General features: G+C 67.2%; 19 protein-coding genes. 6 read left to right on the forward strand and 13 right to left on the reverse strand.

Translation table 11 applies throughout. The features are described from left to right. Positions 1-278: 278 nt before the first annotated feature. Genes BMX96_RS06935 through msrP form a run of 3 tightly spaced genes read right to left on the reverse strand, consistent with a single transcriptional unit; the run spans position 279 to position 2,698 of the window. Complete coding sequence (locus tag BMX96_RS06935; RefSeq protein ID WP_091844859.1) at positions 279-1,115, reverse strand: SixA phosphatase family protein; 837 nt, start codon at positions 1,113-1,115, stop codon at positions 279-281. Between the two features lie 5 nt (positions 1,116-1,120). Further along, positions 1,121-1,738 (reverse strand): protein-methionine-sulfoxide reductase heme-binding subunit MsrQ, encoded by a 618-nt coding sequence (msrQ, locus tag BMX96_RS06940; protein ID WP_091844860.1) that lies wholly within the window; start codon positions 1,736-1,738, stop codon positions 1,121-1,123. 51 nt (positions 1,739-1,789) lie between these two features. After that, the gene (gene msrP, locus BMX96_RS06945; RefSeq protein WP_073126567.1) at positions 1,790-2,698 is read right to left on the reverse strand and encodes a protein-methionine-sulfoxide reductase catalytic subunit MsrP; all 909 of its coding nucleotides are present in this window, start codon (positions 2,696-2,698) and stop codon (positions 1,790-1,792) included. Positions 2,699-3,013: 315 nt separating this feature from the next. Between msrP and BMX96_RS06950 the strand changes: the two genes are divergently transcribed. The 3 genes from BMX96_RS06950 to BMX96_RS06960 all read left to right on the forward strand — a co-directional run bounded on the left by BMX96_RS06950 (position 3,014) and on the right by BMX96_RS06960 (position 4,477). Then, entirely contained in the window at positions 3,014-3,505 is a 492-nt protein-coding gene (locus BMX96_RS06950; protein WP_073126568.1) for a fasciclin domain-containing protein, read from the forward strand. 136 nt (positions 3,506-3,641) lie between these two features. Beyond that, the gene (gene plsY, locus BMX96_RS06955; RefSeq protein WP_091844861.1) at positions 3,642-4,220 is read left to right on the forward strand and encodes a glycerol-3-phosphate 1-O-acyltransferase PlsY; all 579 of its coding nucleotides are present in this window, start codon (positions 3,642-3,644) and stop codon (positions 4,218-4,220) included. After that, complete coding sequence (locus BMX96_RS06960; RefSeq protein ID WP_091844862.1) at positions 4,217-4,477, forward strand: hypothetical protein; 261 nt, start codon at positions 4,217-4,219, stop codon at positions 4,475-4,477. Before plsY ends, BMX96_RS06960 begins: the two co-directional genes overlap by 4 nt. Positions 4,478-4,517: 40 nt before the next feature. On the opposite strand, the gene BMX96_RS06965 is transcribed toward BMX96_RS06960, so the two are convergent. The 4 genes from BMX96_RS06965 to BMX96_RS06980 all read right to left on the reverse strand — a co-directional run bounded on the left by BMX96_RS06965 (position 4,518) and on the right by BMX96_RS06980 (position 7,563). Then, on the reverse strand, positions 4,518-4,772 hold the full coding sequence (locus BMX96_RS06965) for a glycine zipper 2TM domain-containing protein (protein ID WP_073126575.1): 255 nt from the start codon (positions 4,770-4,772) through the stop codon (positions 4,518-4,520). A 108-nt stretch (positions 4,773-4,880) separates the two neighbouring features. After that, positions 4,881-6,251, reverse strand: coding sequence for a glutamate--cysteine ligase (locus tag BMX96_RS06970; RefSeq protein ID WP_091844863.1), 1,371 nt, complete (start codon positions 6,249-6,251; stop codon positions 4,881-4,883). A 56-nt stretch (positions 6,252-6,307) separates the two neighbouring features. Continuing rightward, a complete protein-coding gene (locus tag BMX96_RS06975) occupies positions 6,308-6,847 on the reverse strand; it encodes a hypothetical protein (RefSeq protein WP_073126579.1) in 540 nt (179 codons plus the stop codon). Then, a complete protein-coding gene (locus BMX96_RS06980) occupies positions 6,844-7,563 on the reverse strand; it encodes a 16S rRNA (uracil(1498)-N(3))-methyltransferase (RefSeq protein WP_091844864.1) in 720 nt (239 codons plus the stop codon). Before BMX96_RS06980 ends, BMX96_RS06975 begins: the two co-directional genes overlap by 4 nt. Positions 7,564-7,579: 16 nt before the next feature. Here BMX96_RS06980 and ubiA point away from each other — a divergent pair, with 16 nt between their 5' ends. The 3 genes from ubiA to BMX96_RS06995 are packed head-to-tail and all read left to right on the forward strand — an operon-like array spanning position 7,580 to position 10,794. After that, entirely contained in the window at positions 7,580-8,539 is a 960-nt protein-coding gene (gene ubiA / locus BMX96_RS06985) for a 4-hydroxybenzoate octaprenyltransferase (RefSeq protein WP_091845233.1), read from the forward strand. 58 nt (positions 8,540-8,597) lie between these two features. Beyond that, positions 8,598-10,454, forward strand: a complete 1,857-nt coding sequence (locus BMX96_RS06990) for an OmpA family protein (protein WP_091844865.1) — start codon at positions 8,598-8,600, stop codon at positions 10,452-10,454. Positions 10,455-10,464: 10 nt separating this feature from the next. After that, positions 10,465-10,794, forward strand: a complete 330-nt coding sequence (locus BMX96_RS06995) for a hypothetical protein (RefSeq protein WP_091844866.1) — start codon at positions 10,465-10,467, stop codon at positions 10,792-10,794. Between the two features lie 220 nt (positions 10,795-11,014). Here BMX96_RS06995 and BMX96_RS07000 read toward each other — a convergent pair whose 3' ends face one another. The 6 genes from BMX96_RS07000 to BMX96_RS07025 form a co-directional block, all read right to left on the reverse strand. Further along, entirely contained in the window at positions 11,015-11,452 is a 438-nt protein-coding gene (locus tag BMX96_RS07000) for a molybdenum cofactor biosynthesis protein MoaE (RefSeq protein ID WP_091844867.1), read from the reverse strand. Positions 11,453-11,455: 3 nt separating this feature from the next. After that, a complete protein-coding gene (moaD, locus tag BMX96_RS07005) occupies positions 11,456-11,701 on the reverse strand; it encodes a molybdopterin converting factor subunit 1 (protein ID WP_073127494.1) in 246 nt (81 codons plus the stop codon). A gap of 2 nt (positions 11,702-11,703) precedes the next feature. Next, on the reverse strand, positions 11,704-12,369 hold the full coding sequence (gene pgsA / locus BMX96_RS07010) for a CDP-diacylglycerol--glycerol-3-phosphate 3-phosphatidyltransferase (RefSeq protein WP_091844868.1): 666 nt from the start codon (positions 12,367-12,369) through the stop codon (positions 11,704-11,706). Positions 12,370-12,704: 335 nt separating this feature from the next. Next, the gene (uvrC, locus tag BMX96_RS07015) at positions 12,705-14,561 is read right to left on the reverse strand and encodes an excinuclease ABC subunit UvrC (RefSeq protein ID WP_073126592.1); all 1,857 of its coding nucleotides are present in this window, start codon (positions 14,559-14,561) and stop codon (positions 12,705-12,707) included. Between the two features lie 267 nt (positions 14,562-14,828). Then, the gene (locus tag BMX96_RS07020; RefSeq protein WP_091844869.1) at positions 14,829-15,458 is read right to left on the reverse strand and encodes an SDR family oxidoreductase; all 630 of its coding nucleotides are present in this window, start codon (positions 15,456-15,458) and stop codon (positions 14,829-14,831) included. Beyond that, on the reverse strand, positions 15,455-16,414 hold the full coding sequence (locus tag BMX96_RS07025; protein WP_091844870.1) for a calcium/sodium antiporter: 960 nt from the start codon (positions 16,412-16,414) through the stop codon (positions 15,455-15,457). The genes BMX96_RS07020 and BMX96_RS07025 overlap by 4 nt, the downstream gene beginning before the upstream one ends. Positions 16,415-16,417 lie beyond the last annotated feature (3 nt).

Below are 16,417 nucleotides of genomic sequence, written 5' to 3' on the forward strand. Positions count from 1 at the left end.
CCCGACCAAGGCCGCTGCCCCGCCGGTGAAGCGCTATCTAGGGAGACACGCTCAAACCCGCAAGCAGTTTTTTCAACAGTGAGGGAAGTTTTCTGAGGAAGACCATTTGCAGGCCTGATCGGGCCGTTTGGCGCAAGATCCGGGGGCCCGCGGATCCCGTTCGGGCAACAATCTGACCCGGGTCCCGAGTGCCTGCCGCGAGCCGCCTCTGAACTGACGCGGGGGCAGGAAAACCTGCCCCCGCGTCACCGATCCACATCCGAGTCGGATCGGGCGGTTCAGTTGCTCTCGCCCGTCACGAAGTTGCGCTCCTGCCGGTATTGCGGCCGGATATTGCCCTGTTCGTCGTAGATCGATTCCTGGTCGCCGATGTTGAAATGGCCGACATCGGGCCCGGCCGTCTTCAGGCGCACGTATCCCAGCACCCGATTCTCGCGATCGGGATCCAGCACCAGCATCTCGCCCTCGTAGACCGAGAACTCGGTCAGCTCCTGAATATTGGTGAAGTGCGAGATGATCATCAGCGGACCGTCGGCGCCGACCGCGTCCCAGGTCGATACGCGGTTGCGCAGGTTGGTCACGTTCGGCGCCCCCTGAAGCGACAGCAGGAGATTCGTCGCCGGATCGGTCTCGATCGCTATGGTGTCGAAGACGCCGGGCTTAGCCTGCTCGTAGCCCTGCTTGATCATGTCGAGCGTCTGCTGATTGCGGCACCACTGGCTGACCACGATCTTGGCGGGCTTGATGTCGTTGAACGCCAGCAGGGCGCCGAAGTCGCGCATGTCCTTGCGCCCCTGCTCGGACAGGATTCGCTGGTCGTCGCAATCGGTGGGACCGACATTGGGAACATCCAGCTTGTCCCAATCGGTCGGGCCGTGGCGCATGAGGAAGACCACGTCGTCGCGCAGGAACATGTCCTCGAAGTTCTGGAGCGGTTCGAATCGTAGGGTGTTGTCGATATCACCGATATCGATCGACCCGTTCGGCATGGGTATCGCCATCTCGCCGACGAATCGCGTGATGGGTTGGACCATGTCCTCGGACGGGTCGGCGGTGGCGGTGCCTGCCAGCGCCGCCAGGACGGCAGCGTGGATCAACGGTCGAAAACCGGTCATGTCCCTTATCCTTTCTCGGCCGGCGACAGTCGCCGGGGCAGCTCGATTCTTGTGGCCAGGAGCACCAGGATGATCACCAGGTAGGCGAGCGGCTTGGCCTCCCAGACCTTCTGGACCATCACGTAGTGGGCGACCCCCAAAACGGAAATCACATATGTGAGTTGATGGAGTCTGCGCCAACGCACAGGTCCCAGCTTGCGGATCGACCAGTTGTTCGAGGTCGCGGCCACCGGCAGCAGCAGGATGAACGCTGCCATGCCGATGGTGATGTAGGGACGCTTGAGAATGTCGGCCCAGACGCGGCCCAGGTCCTGCACGTCCAGCACCAGCCACACCAGCAGGTGGCACAACACGTAGAAGAACGACAAAAGGCCCAGCGCCCGGCGATGCATGACCAGCGAGATGCCCGTCAGACGACGGAAGGGCGTGACGGCCAGCACGATCACCAATGTCAGGATCGCCAGTTCGCCCAGCTCGCGCTCCAGCGCGTTGATGGGTTCGACCCCCATGCCGCCCGTTGCCGCAAGGTAGAGAGACCAGAAGGGGATGGCGCCCCCGACAAGGTAGACCAGCCAGGACGGCACCTTTCGCAGCCCGACATTCGCCCGCTGTGAAAAGGTCATGGCGCGGCCGCCCTGCGACAGGTCGCCGATCTGGCTGCGCGGAAATCCACGTCAGATGTTCTCGGTCGCGGTCAGGTCCATGCCTTCGTAGAGCGACGCGACCTCGTCCTCGTAGCCGTTGAACATCAGCGTGTCGCGCCGCTTGGAGAAAAGTCCCCCGCCCACGCGGCGCTCGGTCGCCTGGCTCCAGTTCGGGTGGTCCACGTTGGGATTCACGTTGGCGTAGAAGCCGTAGACCCCCGGCGCGGCCAGCGCCCAGGTCGTGGGCGGCTGTTCGGCCAGCGCGGTGATCCGCACGATCGACTTGATGCCCTTGAAGCCGTATTTCCACGGCACGACCAGCCGGATGGGGGCGCCGTTCTGGTTCGGCATCGGCTCGCCGTAGATACCGGTCGCCATGATGGTCAGCGGGTGCATGGCCTCGTCCATGCGCAGCCCTTCGACATAGGGCCATTCCAGGATGGGATATTGCTGACCGGGCATTTCCTCGGGGCGCATGAGGGTCTGGAACGCGACGAATTTCGCCTCGTCCTGCACGCCCGCGACGGACAGCAGGTCGGCCAGCTCGAACCCGTTCCAGGGGATCACCATCGACCACGCCTCGACGCAGCGCATGCGGTAGATGCGTTCCTCGATGTCGAACTGGCTGAGGATGTCCTCCATCGAGAACCGGCCGGGATTGTCGACCAGGCCGTCGACCTCGATGCTCCACGGCTCGGTGGTCAGCTGGTCGGCGTATTTCTTCGGGTCGGTCTTGGATGTCCCGAACTCGTAGAAATTGTTGTAGGACGTGATCTCTTCCAGCGAATTCGGCTCGAGCTCTTCCTGGGCGTGGGCACGACCGGCAACACCCAACAGCGATGCGCCGCCCAGACCGGCCATCAGTTGACGGCGGTTCATGTAGACGGAGCGCGGGGTCGCATCGGACCGCGTCAAATCGTTCGTCCAGCGTCGGGCCATGGCGAATTCTCCTTCGTCGTCGGTTGGCGCGTTGCTGTGCTCGCCTGATCAGATAACGCGTGTTAGCAGATTTCCAGTGAAGCAAGCACCCCGACGGCGGGACTGCCAAGCCCGCACTCCGGCCTCCCCGATAAATCGCACACAAATAAGCGTGACTTGACGCGAAAACTGCCGGCGGCTTAGCGGCGCCGTCGATCACGTCAACGCGTGCGCCCGTCGCATCGGCGAGAATACGCACCTTAACAACCAACCTCCGGCCCCCATCTTCTATTCCAAGGACGCACACCGTCCACTCACTAGTCTGGAGGACTTTAAATGTTTCGTAGAACTCTGCTTTCGATGACCGCCGCCGCCGCGATCGCTGCCCCCGCAGCCTATGCCGGCGAGCACTCCATGAACATCGTCGAGACCGCGCAGAACACCGAGGGCTTCAGCACCCTCGTCGCCGCGATCGAGGCCGCCGGCCTTGCCGAGACGCTGTCGGGCGAAGGCCCGTTCACCGTCTTCGCGCCGACCGACGAAGCCTTCGCCGCGCTGCCCGAGGGCACGCTCGACGAACTGCTGATGGAGGAAAACCAGGAGCAGCTGGCCGCGATCCTGACCTACCACGTCCTGCCGCAAGCCGTGATGGCGGGCGACATTTCCGGTGACATGGAAGTCGAAACCGTCAACGGCGCCGAGGCGTCGGTCAGCACCGGCGGTGGCGTGACCTACGAGGGCGCCAATGTCGTCGATACCGACATCGAGGCCAGCAACGGCGTGATCCACGTGATCGATAGCGTCGTGCTGCCGCCCGAAGACATGTAATCGCGCTTGCCCCTCGGGGCGAATGTGGGGCGCACCTTCGGGTGCGCCCTTTTTCGTGCGGTCCCGGTGACGTCCCGGCTCGACGGGGCCGCGGGCTTGTGGTCAGGATGTCGCGGATGAACCGAAGGGGCCCGCCATGCTGATCCTCACCGCGATCATGTCCTACCTTCTGGGGTCGGTTCCCTTCGGGCTGGTCATCGTCCGCGCCATGGGGCTGGGCGATCTGCGCCAGATCGGGTCGGGCAATATCGGTGCGACCAACGTCCTGCGAACCGGCAACAAGCCGGCCGCGCTGCTGACGCTGATCTGCGACGTGGGCAAGGGCGCCTTCGCGGTGATCGTGGCGCGGCTGACGCTGGGACCCGATGCCGCCCTCGTAGCCGGGGCCGCTGCGTTCCTGGGCCATTGCTACCCACTTTACCTGGGATTCAAGGGCGGCAAAGGGGTGGCGACCTTCCTGGGCACCACCCTGGCGCTGGCCTGGCCGATCGGTCTCGCGGTCTGCGCCACGTGGATCGCCGTCGCCGCGATCTTCCGCATCTCGTCGCTGGCCGCGCTGGTCGCCGCCGCGCTGTCTCCGGTCTATGCGGCGATCTTCGGGATGCCGGCCCTGGTGGTGGTCATGGCGGCGATGGCGGCGCTCATCTTCCTGCGGCACCGCGCCAATATCTCGCGCCTTCTGGCCGGGCAGGAGCCGCGGATCGGAAACAAATGACCGACCGCTTCCGCGCGGCATTCGACGCGCTGCCGGAAGGAAGCTTCGACGCCATCTACGATGGTCGCCGCTACGTGGTCGCGAAGACCCGCTTTGCCCAGGGCCGGAGTCACAAGCTCGAGGCGTGGGAGCGGGGTGGAACAGACTACATCAGCCTGAACCTCTACGACCTGTCATCGGGGAAGATGGTGCTGAACCCGTGCGAGATGCCGGCGGAAAACGTGCGCCGCTTCGTCGAAAGGGTTCGGCCGGAGTGATCGCCCCCGCCCTGATGGACGGAGACGATCGGGTATTCGATCAGTTGCAGGGCGCGGTGTAGCGCTGGCCGCTGGGATACTGATAGACGCACTGGCCCGACTGGGTCTGACCGATGTAGTTGCCGGCCGCCGCGCCGACAGCGCCGCCGATCAGCGCGCCCGCGGCGCGATCATCGCTGCCCGACACCGCCGCGCCAGTGGCCGCGCCAACGGCCGCACCGGTCAGCGCGCCCTGATTCTGCACACAGCCGGCGAGAAGACCGATGGTCGGCAGGATAATAAGCAGTTTCTTCATTGGATACTCCAAAGCATGTTCATACTCCGCACATGGTGCAAGGTATCGCGCCGCCCCACCGCGGCAAGCGTCGTCGGCGAAAATCCGCGACATTCCGCCGCGCGGGACCTAGTAGGAGTGCGTCGCGAACACCCGGGTCACGTCTCCGTCCCATTCACCTTCGTAAAGCTGCAACAGCTCATCGGCGGGCACCTGGCCAGACGCCACGCTTTCACGCAGGGCATTCAGGAAGTGGGTCTCGTCCGGGATCAGCCCGCCGGCGCCGGGCCGGGCCCGCGCCTGCAGGCCGGCAGTGGCGATGTCGATGCATTCGCGGGCAACCTCGTGCATGTCGATGCCATCGACCCGGGCCTGCAGCCCGTCCTTCGACGCCGCCACGCGCAACGCCTCGCGCTGCTCGGCGGTCCAGCCCTTGCAGAGATCCCACGCGGCATCGAGCGCGCCCTGGTCGTAGGTCAGCCCGACCCAGAAGGCGGGCAGCGCGCACAACCGGCGCCACGGCCCGCCATCGGCGCCGCGCATCTCGATGAAGCGCTTCACGCGCGCCTCGGGAAACAGCGTGGTCAGGTGGTCGGCCCAGTCCGACAGCGTCGGCTTCTCGCCCGGCAACGCGGGCAGCTCGCCCTTCAGGAAGTCGCGGAATGACTGGCCCAGCGCGTCGATATACTTGCCGTCGCGGTAGACGAAATACATCGGTACATCGAGCGCGTACTGCACCCACGCCTCGAACCCGAAACCGTCCTCGAAGATGAAGGGGATCATGCCGGTGCGGTCGGGATCAAGGTCGCGCCAGATGCGCGATCGCCAGGACTTGTGCCCGTTGGGCTTGCCCTCGAGGAACGGCGAATTGGCGAAAAGCGCGGTGGCCACCGGCTGCAACGCCACGGCCACGCGCATCTTCTGCACCATGTCGGCCTCGGAGCTGAAATCGAGGTTCACCTGAACGGTGCAGGTGCGCCGCATCATCTGAAGCCCCAGCGCCCCGACCTTGCGCATGTAGCCGTCCATCAGCTTGTAGCGGCCCTTGGGCATCAGCGGCATGTCGTCATGGGTCCAGTGCGGCGCGGCGCCAAGGCCGATGAAGCCGACGCCGATCTCGTCCGCGACGGATTTCACCTGCGCCAGGTGGTCGTTCACCTCGTCGCAGGTGCCGTGGATCGTCTCCAGCGGCGCGCCCGACAGTTCCAGCTGCCCGCCCGGCTCGAGCGAGACGTTGGCCCCGTCCTTTTCCAGCCCGATCAGCTTGCCGCCCTCTTCCACGGGCGCCCAGCCGAACCGGTCGCGCAGGCCCGACAGCACGGCATTGATCGACCGCTCGCCGTCATAGGGCAGCGGCTTCAGCGTGTCCTTGCAGTAGCCGAACTTCTCGTGCTCGGTCCCGATCCGCCAGTCTTCCTTGGGCTTGCACCCGTCGGCCATGTATTGCGCCAGCTGATCGTGGTGTTCGATCGGGCCGCCGCCGGACTGGGGAATGGACATGGATGGACGCTCCGCGGTTCAGGTGGGGTGGGAAGTGGGCCGGTGCGTTTGCGAAGTCAATGCAGCAGGCGCGGTTTGTCCGCACCGGGTTTGCGCCAGAGGACGAAGCGGCCGGTCGTGCCGCCGCCTGCCGCGCGGATCGCGGTGGGGTGGTCGGCCCCGGGCAACACGGCCAGCGCGTCGAACATCTTGTCGGCCCCCCGCGCGTCGCCGGGGATGTGCAGGGCCTCGCCCCCCTCGGGCGTGACGATCCAGAAGACGTCCGACTGGTAGGGACCATCGCGCCGCGCCTCGATCTCGACTTGCAGCAGGTGGTCGAGGCTGACGGCGCCGCCGCCATGGCCCGAAAGGTATGTCAGCTGCCGCTCGGTCAGGTCGACCACGCCCGGCCCGGCACCGGTGGCGGGCCGCAGGGCCCGGCTCCACCCCTCGCGCGCGATGGCGAGGCCGCCCAGCACGAAGGCCACGCCGACCCAGCGCAGCACGCCCGGCTCGGTCCAGATCCACCAAGCGCCCAGCGCGGCGGCACCCAGCCCGATGGCGGCCTCGCGCCAGCGCAGGATCGCGGCCAGCGCCTCGGGCCGCAGGAAACTCACGCCCAGTCCCCCAGCGTCGTCTGCCAAAGGGTCAGTGCGGCGACGGCCGCGGTGTCGGCGCGCAGGATCCGGGGCCCGAGGCTGACGGCATGGGCCTGCGGCAAAGCGGCCAGGCGCGACCGCTCACCCTCGGAAAACCCGCCCTCGGGGCCGATGAGCACCGCCCACGGCCCGGCGTCACGGGGCAGGGTCGCGCCCGCGCCGGCCAGCCCCTCGTCGCAGAACATCAGCCGCCGGTCCTCGGGCCAGTGATCCAGCAACGCGACCAGCTTCTCGATCTCGGCCACCTCGGGCACGAAGGTGCCGCCGCATTGCTCGGCCGCCTCGACCGCGTGGGCCTGCAAGCGGTCGCGGCGGATGCGCTCGGAATTGGTGAAATCGGTCTGCACCGGGCAGATCCGCGCGGCCCCCATCTCGGCCGCCTTCTCGACGATGAAGTCAGTGCGCGCCCGCTTGATGGGCGCGAACAGCAGCCACAGGTCGGGCGGATCGCGCTGGGGTCGCACCTGCGCCATCACCCGCAAGGCGCCCTTCTTCTTGCCGGCCTCCACGACCTCGGCATCCCAGCCGCCCGAGCGGCCGTCGAAGACCTCGACAACCTCGCCCGTGCCCTTGCGCATCACGCCGAACAGGTAGTGTGCCTGGTCGGGCGACAGGCGAAGGGTTTGCCCCTCCTGCGGTGGCTGGGCTACATGAAGGCGAATTTTCGATGCCATGGGCGACTTTCACGCGATGAGCGAAACATCCCAGACACAAGGGCAGGTGGCCGATGCCGTCAAGGGCAACTGGGTCGACCGGCTGGCCCCCGCGCCCACCCGTCCCTTCCTGCGGCTCAGCCGCGCGGACCGGCCCATCGGCACGTGGCTGCTGCTGCTGCCGTGCTGGTGGGGGCTGCTGCTGGGGGCGGGGCAGACCGGAACCTTCACCCTGCACGATGCATGGATCGCGCTGGGATGTGCCATCGGTGCCTTCCTGATGCGCGGCGCGGGCTGCACCTGGAACGACATCACCGATCGCAACATCGACGACAAGGTCGCGCGCACCCGGTCCCGCCCGATCCCGTCGGGACAGGTCAGCGTGCGCGCGGCGCTGGCATGGATGGTCGTGCAATCGCTGGTTTCGTTCGGGATCCTGCTGACCTTCAACTGGGCGGCCATCGGGCTGGGCGTGCTGTCGCTGCTGCCGGTCTGCGTCTACCCGTTCGCCAAGCGCTTCACCTGGTGGCCGCAGGTGTTCCTTGGCCTCGCCTTCAACTGGGGCGCGCTTCTGGCCTACACGGCGCATACCGGGTCGCTGGGCTGGCCGGCCGTGGCGCTGTATGTCGCCGGGATCGCGTGGACGCTGTTCTACGACACGATCTACGCCTTCCAGGATGTCGAAGATGACGCGCTGATCGGGGTGAAATCCACCGCGCGGCTCTTCGGCGACGCGCCGCGCCCGTGGCTGCGGGGCTTCATGGTCGCCGCGACGCTGCTGATGGCCCTGGCGGTGATCGGTGCGCTGGCGCCGGGCGGGAACATCCTGGCGCTGGTCGTCGGGCTGGGCGCCCCCTGGGCCTTCGCCTGGCACATGGCGTGGCAATTGTCGCGGCTGGACCCGGGCGACGGCGGTATCTGCCTGCGGCTGTTCCGGTCGAACCGGGACGCGGGTCTTCTGGTTCTGCCGTTTCTTGCCGGTGCCGTCGCGCTCTGATTGCGGCCCGGGCGCCGGGGCGGTAAGCCAAGGCGTTGTCTGAACCAGGGGATCCCACATGGGAAAACGGTCGTTCCTTCCACTGATCCTGACCTTCGGGGTGGCCGGCGGCGCGGCGGTCTTCGCCGCCACGGTCGCGGTCGAACAGATCGAGCAGCAATCCGTGCTGGGCACCCAGCGCGCGCTGTCCCAGGCCGGGCTCGACTGGACCACGGTCGAAGCCGACGGCCTGCGCCTGAAACTGGCCGGCACCGCCCCGGACGAAGCCGCGCGCTTCCGCGCGCTGAGCGTCGCCGGCAACATCGTCGACGCCGCCCGGGTGGATGACCTCATGGCCGTCGAGAAGCGCGACACGGTCGAGGCGCCGACCTTCTCGATCGAGATCCTGCGCCAGCCGGACGAGATCACGCTGATCGGCCTCGTGCCGCAGGACATGGACCGCCAGGCGCTGATCGAAAGGGTCGCCCGCGCCGCCTTCGAGACGCGCATCACGGACCTGCTGGAAGTCGCCTCCTTCCCCGCGCCGCCCACCTGGTCGGACGCGGTGGATTACGGGATCGAGTCGCTCGAAGGCCTGACCTCGGCAAAGGTCTCCATCGGCGAGGCCTCCGTCAGCCTGACGACCCTGGCCGAAAGCGCCGCCGCCCGCGACCGTCTGGAACGGGATCTCGACCGTGCCGCGCCCGAGGGGCTCGACGTGACGCTCGACATCCAAGCCCCGCGCCCCGTGGTCGCGCCGTTCATCCTGCGGCTGGTGAAGGATGGCGAGGGGATGCGCTTCAATGCCTGCACCGCCGGGACCGAGCAGGGCGCCGCGCGGATCCTGTCGGCCGCGCAGGAGGCCGGCGTGCCTGCGGGCGACGATTGCCGCCTGGCGCTGGGGCTGCCCAGCCCCGACTGGGCGCGCGTCGGGGCCCGCGCCATTCGCACCCTCGGCACGCTGGACGGCGGGCAGCTGACCATTTCCGACCTGCAGGTACGGCTCGAAGCGGCGCAGGGCCAGGAGCCCGCCGTGTTCGAGACGGCCGTCTCGGACCTGCGCGCCGACCTGCCCGACGCCTTCACCCTGACCGCGACCCTGCCCGACGACAGCGCGGTCGAGCCCGAAGCCGGGCCCGCGCAATTCGTCGTGACCCGCAGCCCCGAGGGGCTGGTCCAGATGCGCGGCCGCGTGGGGTCCGAGCGGGCCCGCGAAGCGACGCTGGCCTATGCCCGGTCGCTCTTCGGGGTCGAACAGATCGACAGCGATCTCGAGGTTCTGCCGCAAGTGCCCCAGGGCTGGTCGCCGCGGTTGCTGGTCGCGCTGGACAGCCTGTCGATGCTGACCAACGGCGCGGTGATGGTGGACGAGTCCCAGGTGGATATCTCGGGCACCACCGGCACCCGCGACGCGGACGATGAAATCGCCCGCATCCTGGCGGGCCGGATGGGCGAAAGCGGCAGCTTCAGCATCGACGTGTCCTACGACGAGCGCGCCGACCCGACCGCGGCCCTGCCCTCGCCCGAGGAATGCGTCGAACAGATCAACGCGATCCTGACCGAGCGGCAGATCACCTTCGATCCCGGCTCGGCCATCATCGATGCCGAATCGCGCGCCAGCGTCGACGCCATCGCCGACGTGGTGAAGCAATGCGAAGGCGTGCCCATGGAAGTCGGCGGCTTCACCGACAGCCAGGGCCGCGAGGAAATGAACCAGCAGCTCAGCCAGCAACGCGCCGAGGCGCTGCTGGCCGGGCTGATGGCGCGGCGGGTGCTGACGTCGGACCTGGTCGCGCGCGGCTATGGCGAAGAGAACCCGATCGCCGACAATTCCACCGCCGAGGGCCGCGAGGCCAACCGGCGTCTTGAATTCCGGCTGCTGGATGGCGAAGAAAGCGCGTCAGACAGTGCCGAGGACGAGGCCCCGCCGGAATGAGCCCTATCGCATGAGCCGCACCGAATTCATCGTGGTCACGGCCATCATCCTGTTCGTGGCCTTCGCGCTGGGCTGGTTCGCCAACTGGCTGGTGCACCGCCTGACCCGCGTCAGCCAGGCCGACCTGGGCGAGCTCGACAACATGGCGCGGGCGATGCACGACGCCGAACAGGCCCGCGACCAGGCCATCGCCTACCTGCAGGAGCGCGAGGCCGAGATGACGAACCAGCTGCACCAGACCGAGGCCGAGCTGCGCGCCGCCATGGACGGCCTGCGCGATGCCCGCACCGAGGCCGAGGAACTCCGCGCCCATATCGAGCGGATGAACCAGCAGGTCTGACCTGCCCCGATCCGCACCAAGGTCTTGCCGAAACTCATGATGTCGTCATGCCGGACGCTGTCCGGATTGGCGCTCCCGATCGGCCGTATACTCACGCTGCGATGCGGTGCGTCGAGTATTTCTGGACCAGTGATGCCATGGGCGACGCCTGCCGCATCACTGGTCTTCAAATACTTCCAGGACACTCCATAGGCGCCGCGCGACACGGGCAGCGGCGCGGCTACCAGCGGTCCAGCGCCGCCTCGTCGGTGTCCTTGGCGGCGACCCATTCGGCGCCGTCCCCGGTGACTTCCTTCTTCCAGAAAGGTGCGCGGGATTTCAGGTAGTCCATCAGGAAATCCGCAGCGGCGAAGGCGGCGGCGCGGTGGGCGCCGGCGGTGGCGACCATCATGATCTGCTCGCCGGGGCGCAGCTTGCCGTGACGGTGAATGACCAGCACGTCGCGCAGGTCCCAGCGGGCCTGTGCCCGCTCGGCGATCTCGGTCAGGGCCTTGGCGGTCATGCCGGGATAATGCTCGATTTCCATGTGGCGCAGGCCGCCGTCGTCGCGCACCAGGCCCGAGAACGTCACCACCGCGCCGCTGTCGCCCCGCCGGGCGGCGAAGCGGTTCAGCTCGGCGCCCGCATCGAAGGGCTCGGCCTGCACGCGGATATCCATGGCTCAGCCGCCGGTCATGGGAGGGAAGAACGCGACCTCGCGCGCCGTGCCCAACGGCGCGTCGAAATCGGTGAGCTCCTGGTCCACGGCGACCCGCAACGCCTTCAGGTCCTGGAACGCCACCGCGTAGCGATCCTCGCGCGCGGTCAGCTCGGCCACCAGGTCGGCCACGGTGGCGGCGTCGGTCTCGACCCGCTCACGCGGGAGGCCGATACGTTCGCGCAGCCAGGCGAAATAGAGAACGTCCAGGGTCATGCGGGCTCCTTCAGGAACGGCAGGGCCTTGCGGAAATAATCCCACCCGGTGATCAGCGTCAACGCCGCCGCGACCCACAGCAGCGCGAGGCCGACATACCCGGCCGCGTCGCGCGCCTGGGCCAGCCAGAGCAACCCGACCTCGTCGGCGATGGACCCGTCGAGGATGCCGGACAGCGTCGCGTCGTCCATGCCGATGGACCGGTCGATCATGTGATGCAGGAAGATGTCGCGCGAAAACAGCACCGCGATCGCCACCATCTGCGCCGTGGTTTTCCACTTGGCAAGCTTCGTGACCTGCAGCAGCTTGGCGTCAGCGCCAAGGAATTCGCGCAGCCCGCTGACGAAGACCTCGCGGAAGACAATGAAGGTCGCGGGCAGCACCAGCCAGGGCGACATCGAGGAATAACCAACGATCACCAGCAGCGCGATCACCACCATCGCCTTGTCGGCGATGGGGTCGAGCATGGCGCCGAAGCGGCTTTCCTGTTGCCAGCTGCGCGCGAGATAGCCGTCGAACCAGTCGGTGATGGCCGCGCCGAGGAACAGCACCAGGGCGAACCAGTCCGCCCAGGGCCGGGTGAAGTACAGGAACATGACCGCCACGCCGGGCGCGGCCAGCAGCCGCAGGACGGTCAGGATGTTCGGAAGGGTCCATTTCATGGGCGATTGATAGACGTGCGCGCCCTGGGTGGAAAGGGGTCAGGCGAGGGGCGCCGCCCCTCGCGCTCCCCGGAGGTATTTCGGGAAAGATGAAGGAGGCGGTGGCGTGTGACTCGGGGCCGGCTCTTGGTGAATGGGCGAAGCCGCGGCTTGCGCCAAATTGACGGATTATCGGGGCACCGCCCGTTCGGTTCCGGATGCCCTATCTGGGCTCCGCCCGTTCGCGGCTTGATCGCTCCACTGGAGCGATCATCGGCTACGCCGAACCGCCGTGTGTCGGGGCTCCGCCCGTTCGGTGCTGAAATCGCTCCACCGGAGCGATTTCCGGGCGCACCTCACCCCCTTTCATGAAAATGATCGTAGATCTTCTCGGCGAGCGAGGCGCTGATGCCGTCCACGGCCTTCAGGTCCTTCAAGTCGGCGCGGCTGACGGCCTTGGCCGATCCGAAATGGGTCAGCAGCGCGCGCTTGCGGGTGGCGCCGACGCCGGGCACGTCGTCCAGCGGCGTGGCGCTGACAGACTTGGCCCGCCGCGCGCGGTGGGTGCCGATGGCGAAGCGGTGCGCCTCGTCCCGCAGACGCTGCACGAAATACAGCACCGGGTCGTTGTGGCGCAGGGCGAAGGGCTGTTTGCCCGTGCGGTGGAACTCTTCCTTGCCGGCGTCCCGGTCCAGCCCCTTGGCCACGCCCACCATGGCCACGTCCTCGACCCCGTGTTCCTCCATGATCTGGCGCACGGCGCTGACCTGCCCCGCGCCCCCGTCGATCAGCAGCAGGTCCGGCCACAGCCCCTTCTCGCGGTCCGGGTCATCCTTCAGCAGGCGCTTGAAGCGCCGGGTCAGCACCTCTTTCATCATGCCGAAATCGTCGCCGGGGGTCAGGTCGTCGCCCCGGATGTTGAACTTGCGGTACTGGTTCTTCAGGAACCCCTCGGGTCCCGCCACGATCATCGCGCCCACGGCATTGGTCCCCTGGATGTGGGAGTTGTCGTAGACCTCGATCCGCTCGGGCCGGGTCTCGAGATCGAAGGCCTCGGCCAGCCCATCGAGCAGCTTGGCCTGGGTGGCCGTCTCGCTCATCTTGCGCCCCAGGCTTTCGCGGGCGTTGCGCAGGGCGCCAGCGACCAGGTCCTTCTTCTCGCCCCGTTGGGGCACCTCGATCCGGACCTTGCGGCCCAGCTTCTCGGTCAGGGCGCCCGCCATCAGGTCGCTGTCCTCGATCTCGTCCGACAGAAGCAGCAGGCGCGGCGGGTCCTTGGTGTCGTAGAACTGCCCGATGAAGGCCTGAAGCACCTCGGCCGCGTCGGCGCCCGCGCCGGTGCGGGGATAGAAGTCGCGGTTGCCCCAGTTCTGGTTCGCCCGGATGAAGAAGACCTGCACGCAGGCCTGCCCCCCTTCCATGTGGAGCGCGATGACATCGGCCTCGGCCACGCCCTGCGGGTTGATGCCCTGCCCGCCCTGCACGTGGGTCAGGGCGCGGATCCGGTCGCGCAGGGCGGCGGCGCGCTCGAACTCCATGGCCTCGGACGCCTTCTCCATCTCGCCGGCCAGCTGGGCCTGCACGCGGGTTGTCTTGCCCTGCAGGAAGTCCTCGGCATCGGCGACCGAGGCCGCGTAGTCCTGGGCGCTGATCTTGCCGACGCAGGGGCCGCTGCACCGCTTGATCTGGTACAGAAGGCAGGGCCGGGTGCGGCTTTCGAACATGGTGTCGGTGCAGTTGCGCAGCAGGAACACGCGCTGGAGCTGGGTGAGCGTCCGGTTCACCGCGCCGGCGCTGGCGAAGGGGCCGTAATAGCTGCCCTTGTCGCGCTTGGCGCCGCGATGCTTGCGGATCTGCGGATAGTCGTGGCCCGAGACGAGGATGTTAGGGAACGACTTGTCGTCGCGCAGCAGCACGTTGAACTTGGGCTTGAGCTGCTTGATCAGGTTCTGCTCGAGCAGCAGGGCCTCGGTCTCGGTCCGGGTCGAGAGGAACATCATCGACCGCGTCTCGCGGATCATGCGGGCGATGCGCGGGCTGTGGCCGCTGGGATTGGCGTAATTCGCCACGCGCTTCTTCAGGTTGCGCGCCTTGCCGACATAGAGAACCGCCTGCCGCTCATCCAGCATCCGGTAGACGCCGGGCGAGTTGTCCAGCGTCCTTAGGTAGGACTGGATCAGCGCGTGGCCGGTCAGCGGGCTGTCGTCGGTCATCGGGATCTCGCGATTCTGGTGCTGGGCTGCAAGTTATGCGCGGGAGCCACAAGCGAAAAGACGTCCCCAAATTCTGTGGATAACCCTGGGGGCAAACTCAGGGATTGCCGGAAAAAGCCTTTTCTACAGGGGCGTTCGCTGGTTCGCCCAAAAATACAGCAGTATTGTAAAGCGCTGAATTCCATTGGGAAATATTGTATACCGGGCCTATCTCATTGAGGCAGAAGGAAATTATGAAGGATTCGTGACGAATGGGATAACGTAGGGTCATCCGGAGCCGCGCGGCTCGGACCGGAGCTGCAGGACCTGCCCGGTGATCGACGGTGTCGCGATCAGGTATCGCAGGCTGGGCGCAAGGTCCTCCGACGTCAGGGGCAGACGGCTGTCGATGGTGACGAGTCCGGCGTGCGCATCGCCGTTTCGCACATGTGCGGTGTGGTCGGCCGGGACGATCGCGTTGACCCGCAGGCGCGGCGCGAATTGCTGGGCGCCGATCCGCACCATGGACACCAGTGACGCGGCGGCCATCGCTAGGCTTGCCTGATCGGGCGTGGCCGAGTTCGGTGGCTGGTCAATGACGTGGATGATCTGGGTCATGGGTCGTGGGCCATCCGCGTCGTTGCCCGGGGGCAGAGCTTGCCGCGCGAACGCACGCGACAGCGCGGCGAGGTCACGCGGCACGCGAAGAACGGCGTCGTCCAGCCCTTTGTCATCGTCGAGCCGGTCCTCGGTGGTGGTGCCGGTCACACAGATCAGCAGGTCAGGCCAGTTGCCAAGCTCGGCCCGCGCCCGTTCCATCGCTTCGGGTCCGTCGGCGATGCAACAGGGAACGCCACAGGCCCCGGCCACCACGCGCACAAGCGCGGGCGCGTTGCCCGTCACCAGCGCATGGGTCACGCCATCACCAGCCGCGCGAGATAGACTGCATAGGCCGCGCAGAAGATCACGCCCCAGATCCGCCCCATGTACCAGCGGCGGAAGACGAACGGGATGAGCAGCAGGGACGCGCCCAGCATCACCCACAGGTCCAGGGCGAGGAATTCGCGACCGATCGGGATCGGCCCGACGATCGCGGTGATGCCCATGATGGCCAGCAGGTTGAACAGGTTCGACCCGATGACGTTGCCCAGCGCCACGTCGGCCTGCCGCCGTATGGCCGCGATCACCGTCGTCGCCAGTTCCGGCAAGGAGGTGCCGATGGCGACCAGTGTCAGTCCGATCACCGCGTCCGACAGGCCGAACATCTTGGCGATCTCGGTTGCAGATCCGATCAGGATCTGCGCGCCCAGCGGCAGGCCGACCAGTCCGACCACCAGGAAGGCCGCGATTTTCCAGCCGGAAAGCGCGGGATCGGCACCTTCGAGATCCTCGACCAGGTCCTCGACGGGCTCCTTGCGCGCATCGTTGCGCGACGCCAGCCCCTCGCGCAGCTGGTCGCCCAGCACAAGCGCCAGCGCGGCCAGAAGGACGAGGCCGTGCCACCAGGTCAACGGCCCGGCGAAGCACAGCCCGATGAACAGCAGCGTTCCGCCCAGCATGGTGACGAAGCTTTTGCGCGTCTCGCAATCCTTCATCGAGATGCCCGAGATCAGCGCGGGCACGCCCAGCACAAGCAGGATGTTGGCGGTGTTCGATCCCACGACATTGCCCAGCGCGATGCCCGGAACCCCGTCCAGTACCGCACCGACCGAGATCAGAAGCTCGGGCGCCGATGTGCCGAAGGCGACCACGGTCAGGCTGACGATCAGGGCGGGGATGCCCAGCCGCAACGCGAGGTTCACGGCGCCGCGCACCAGCGCGTCGCCCGCAAGCAGGAGGATCGCCAATCCGACGATGGCCCAGACGAAAACCATGCG

Source organism: Palleronia pelagia, from assembly GCF_900110115.1.
Taxonomy (GTDB): Bacteria; Pseudomonadota; Alphaproteobacteria; order Rhodobacterales; family Rhodobacteraceae; genus Palleronia; species Palleronia pelagia.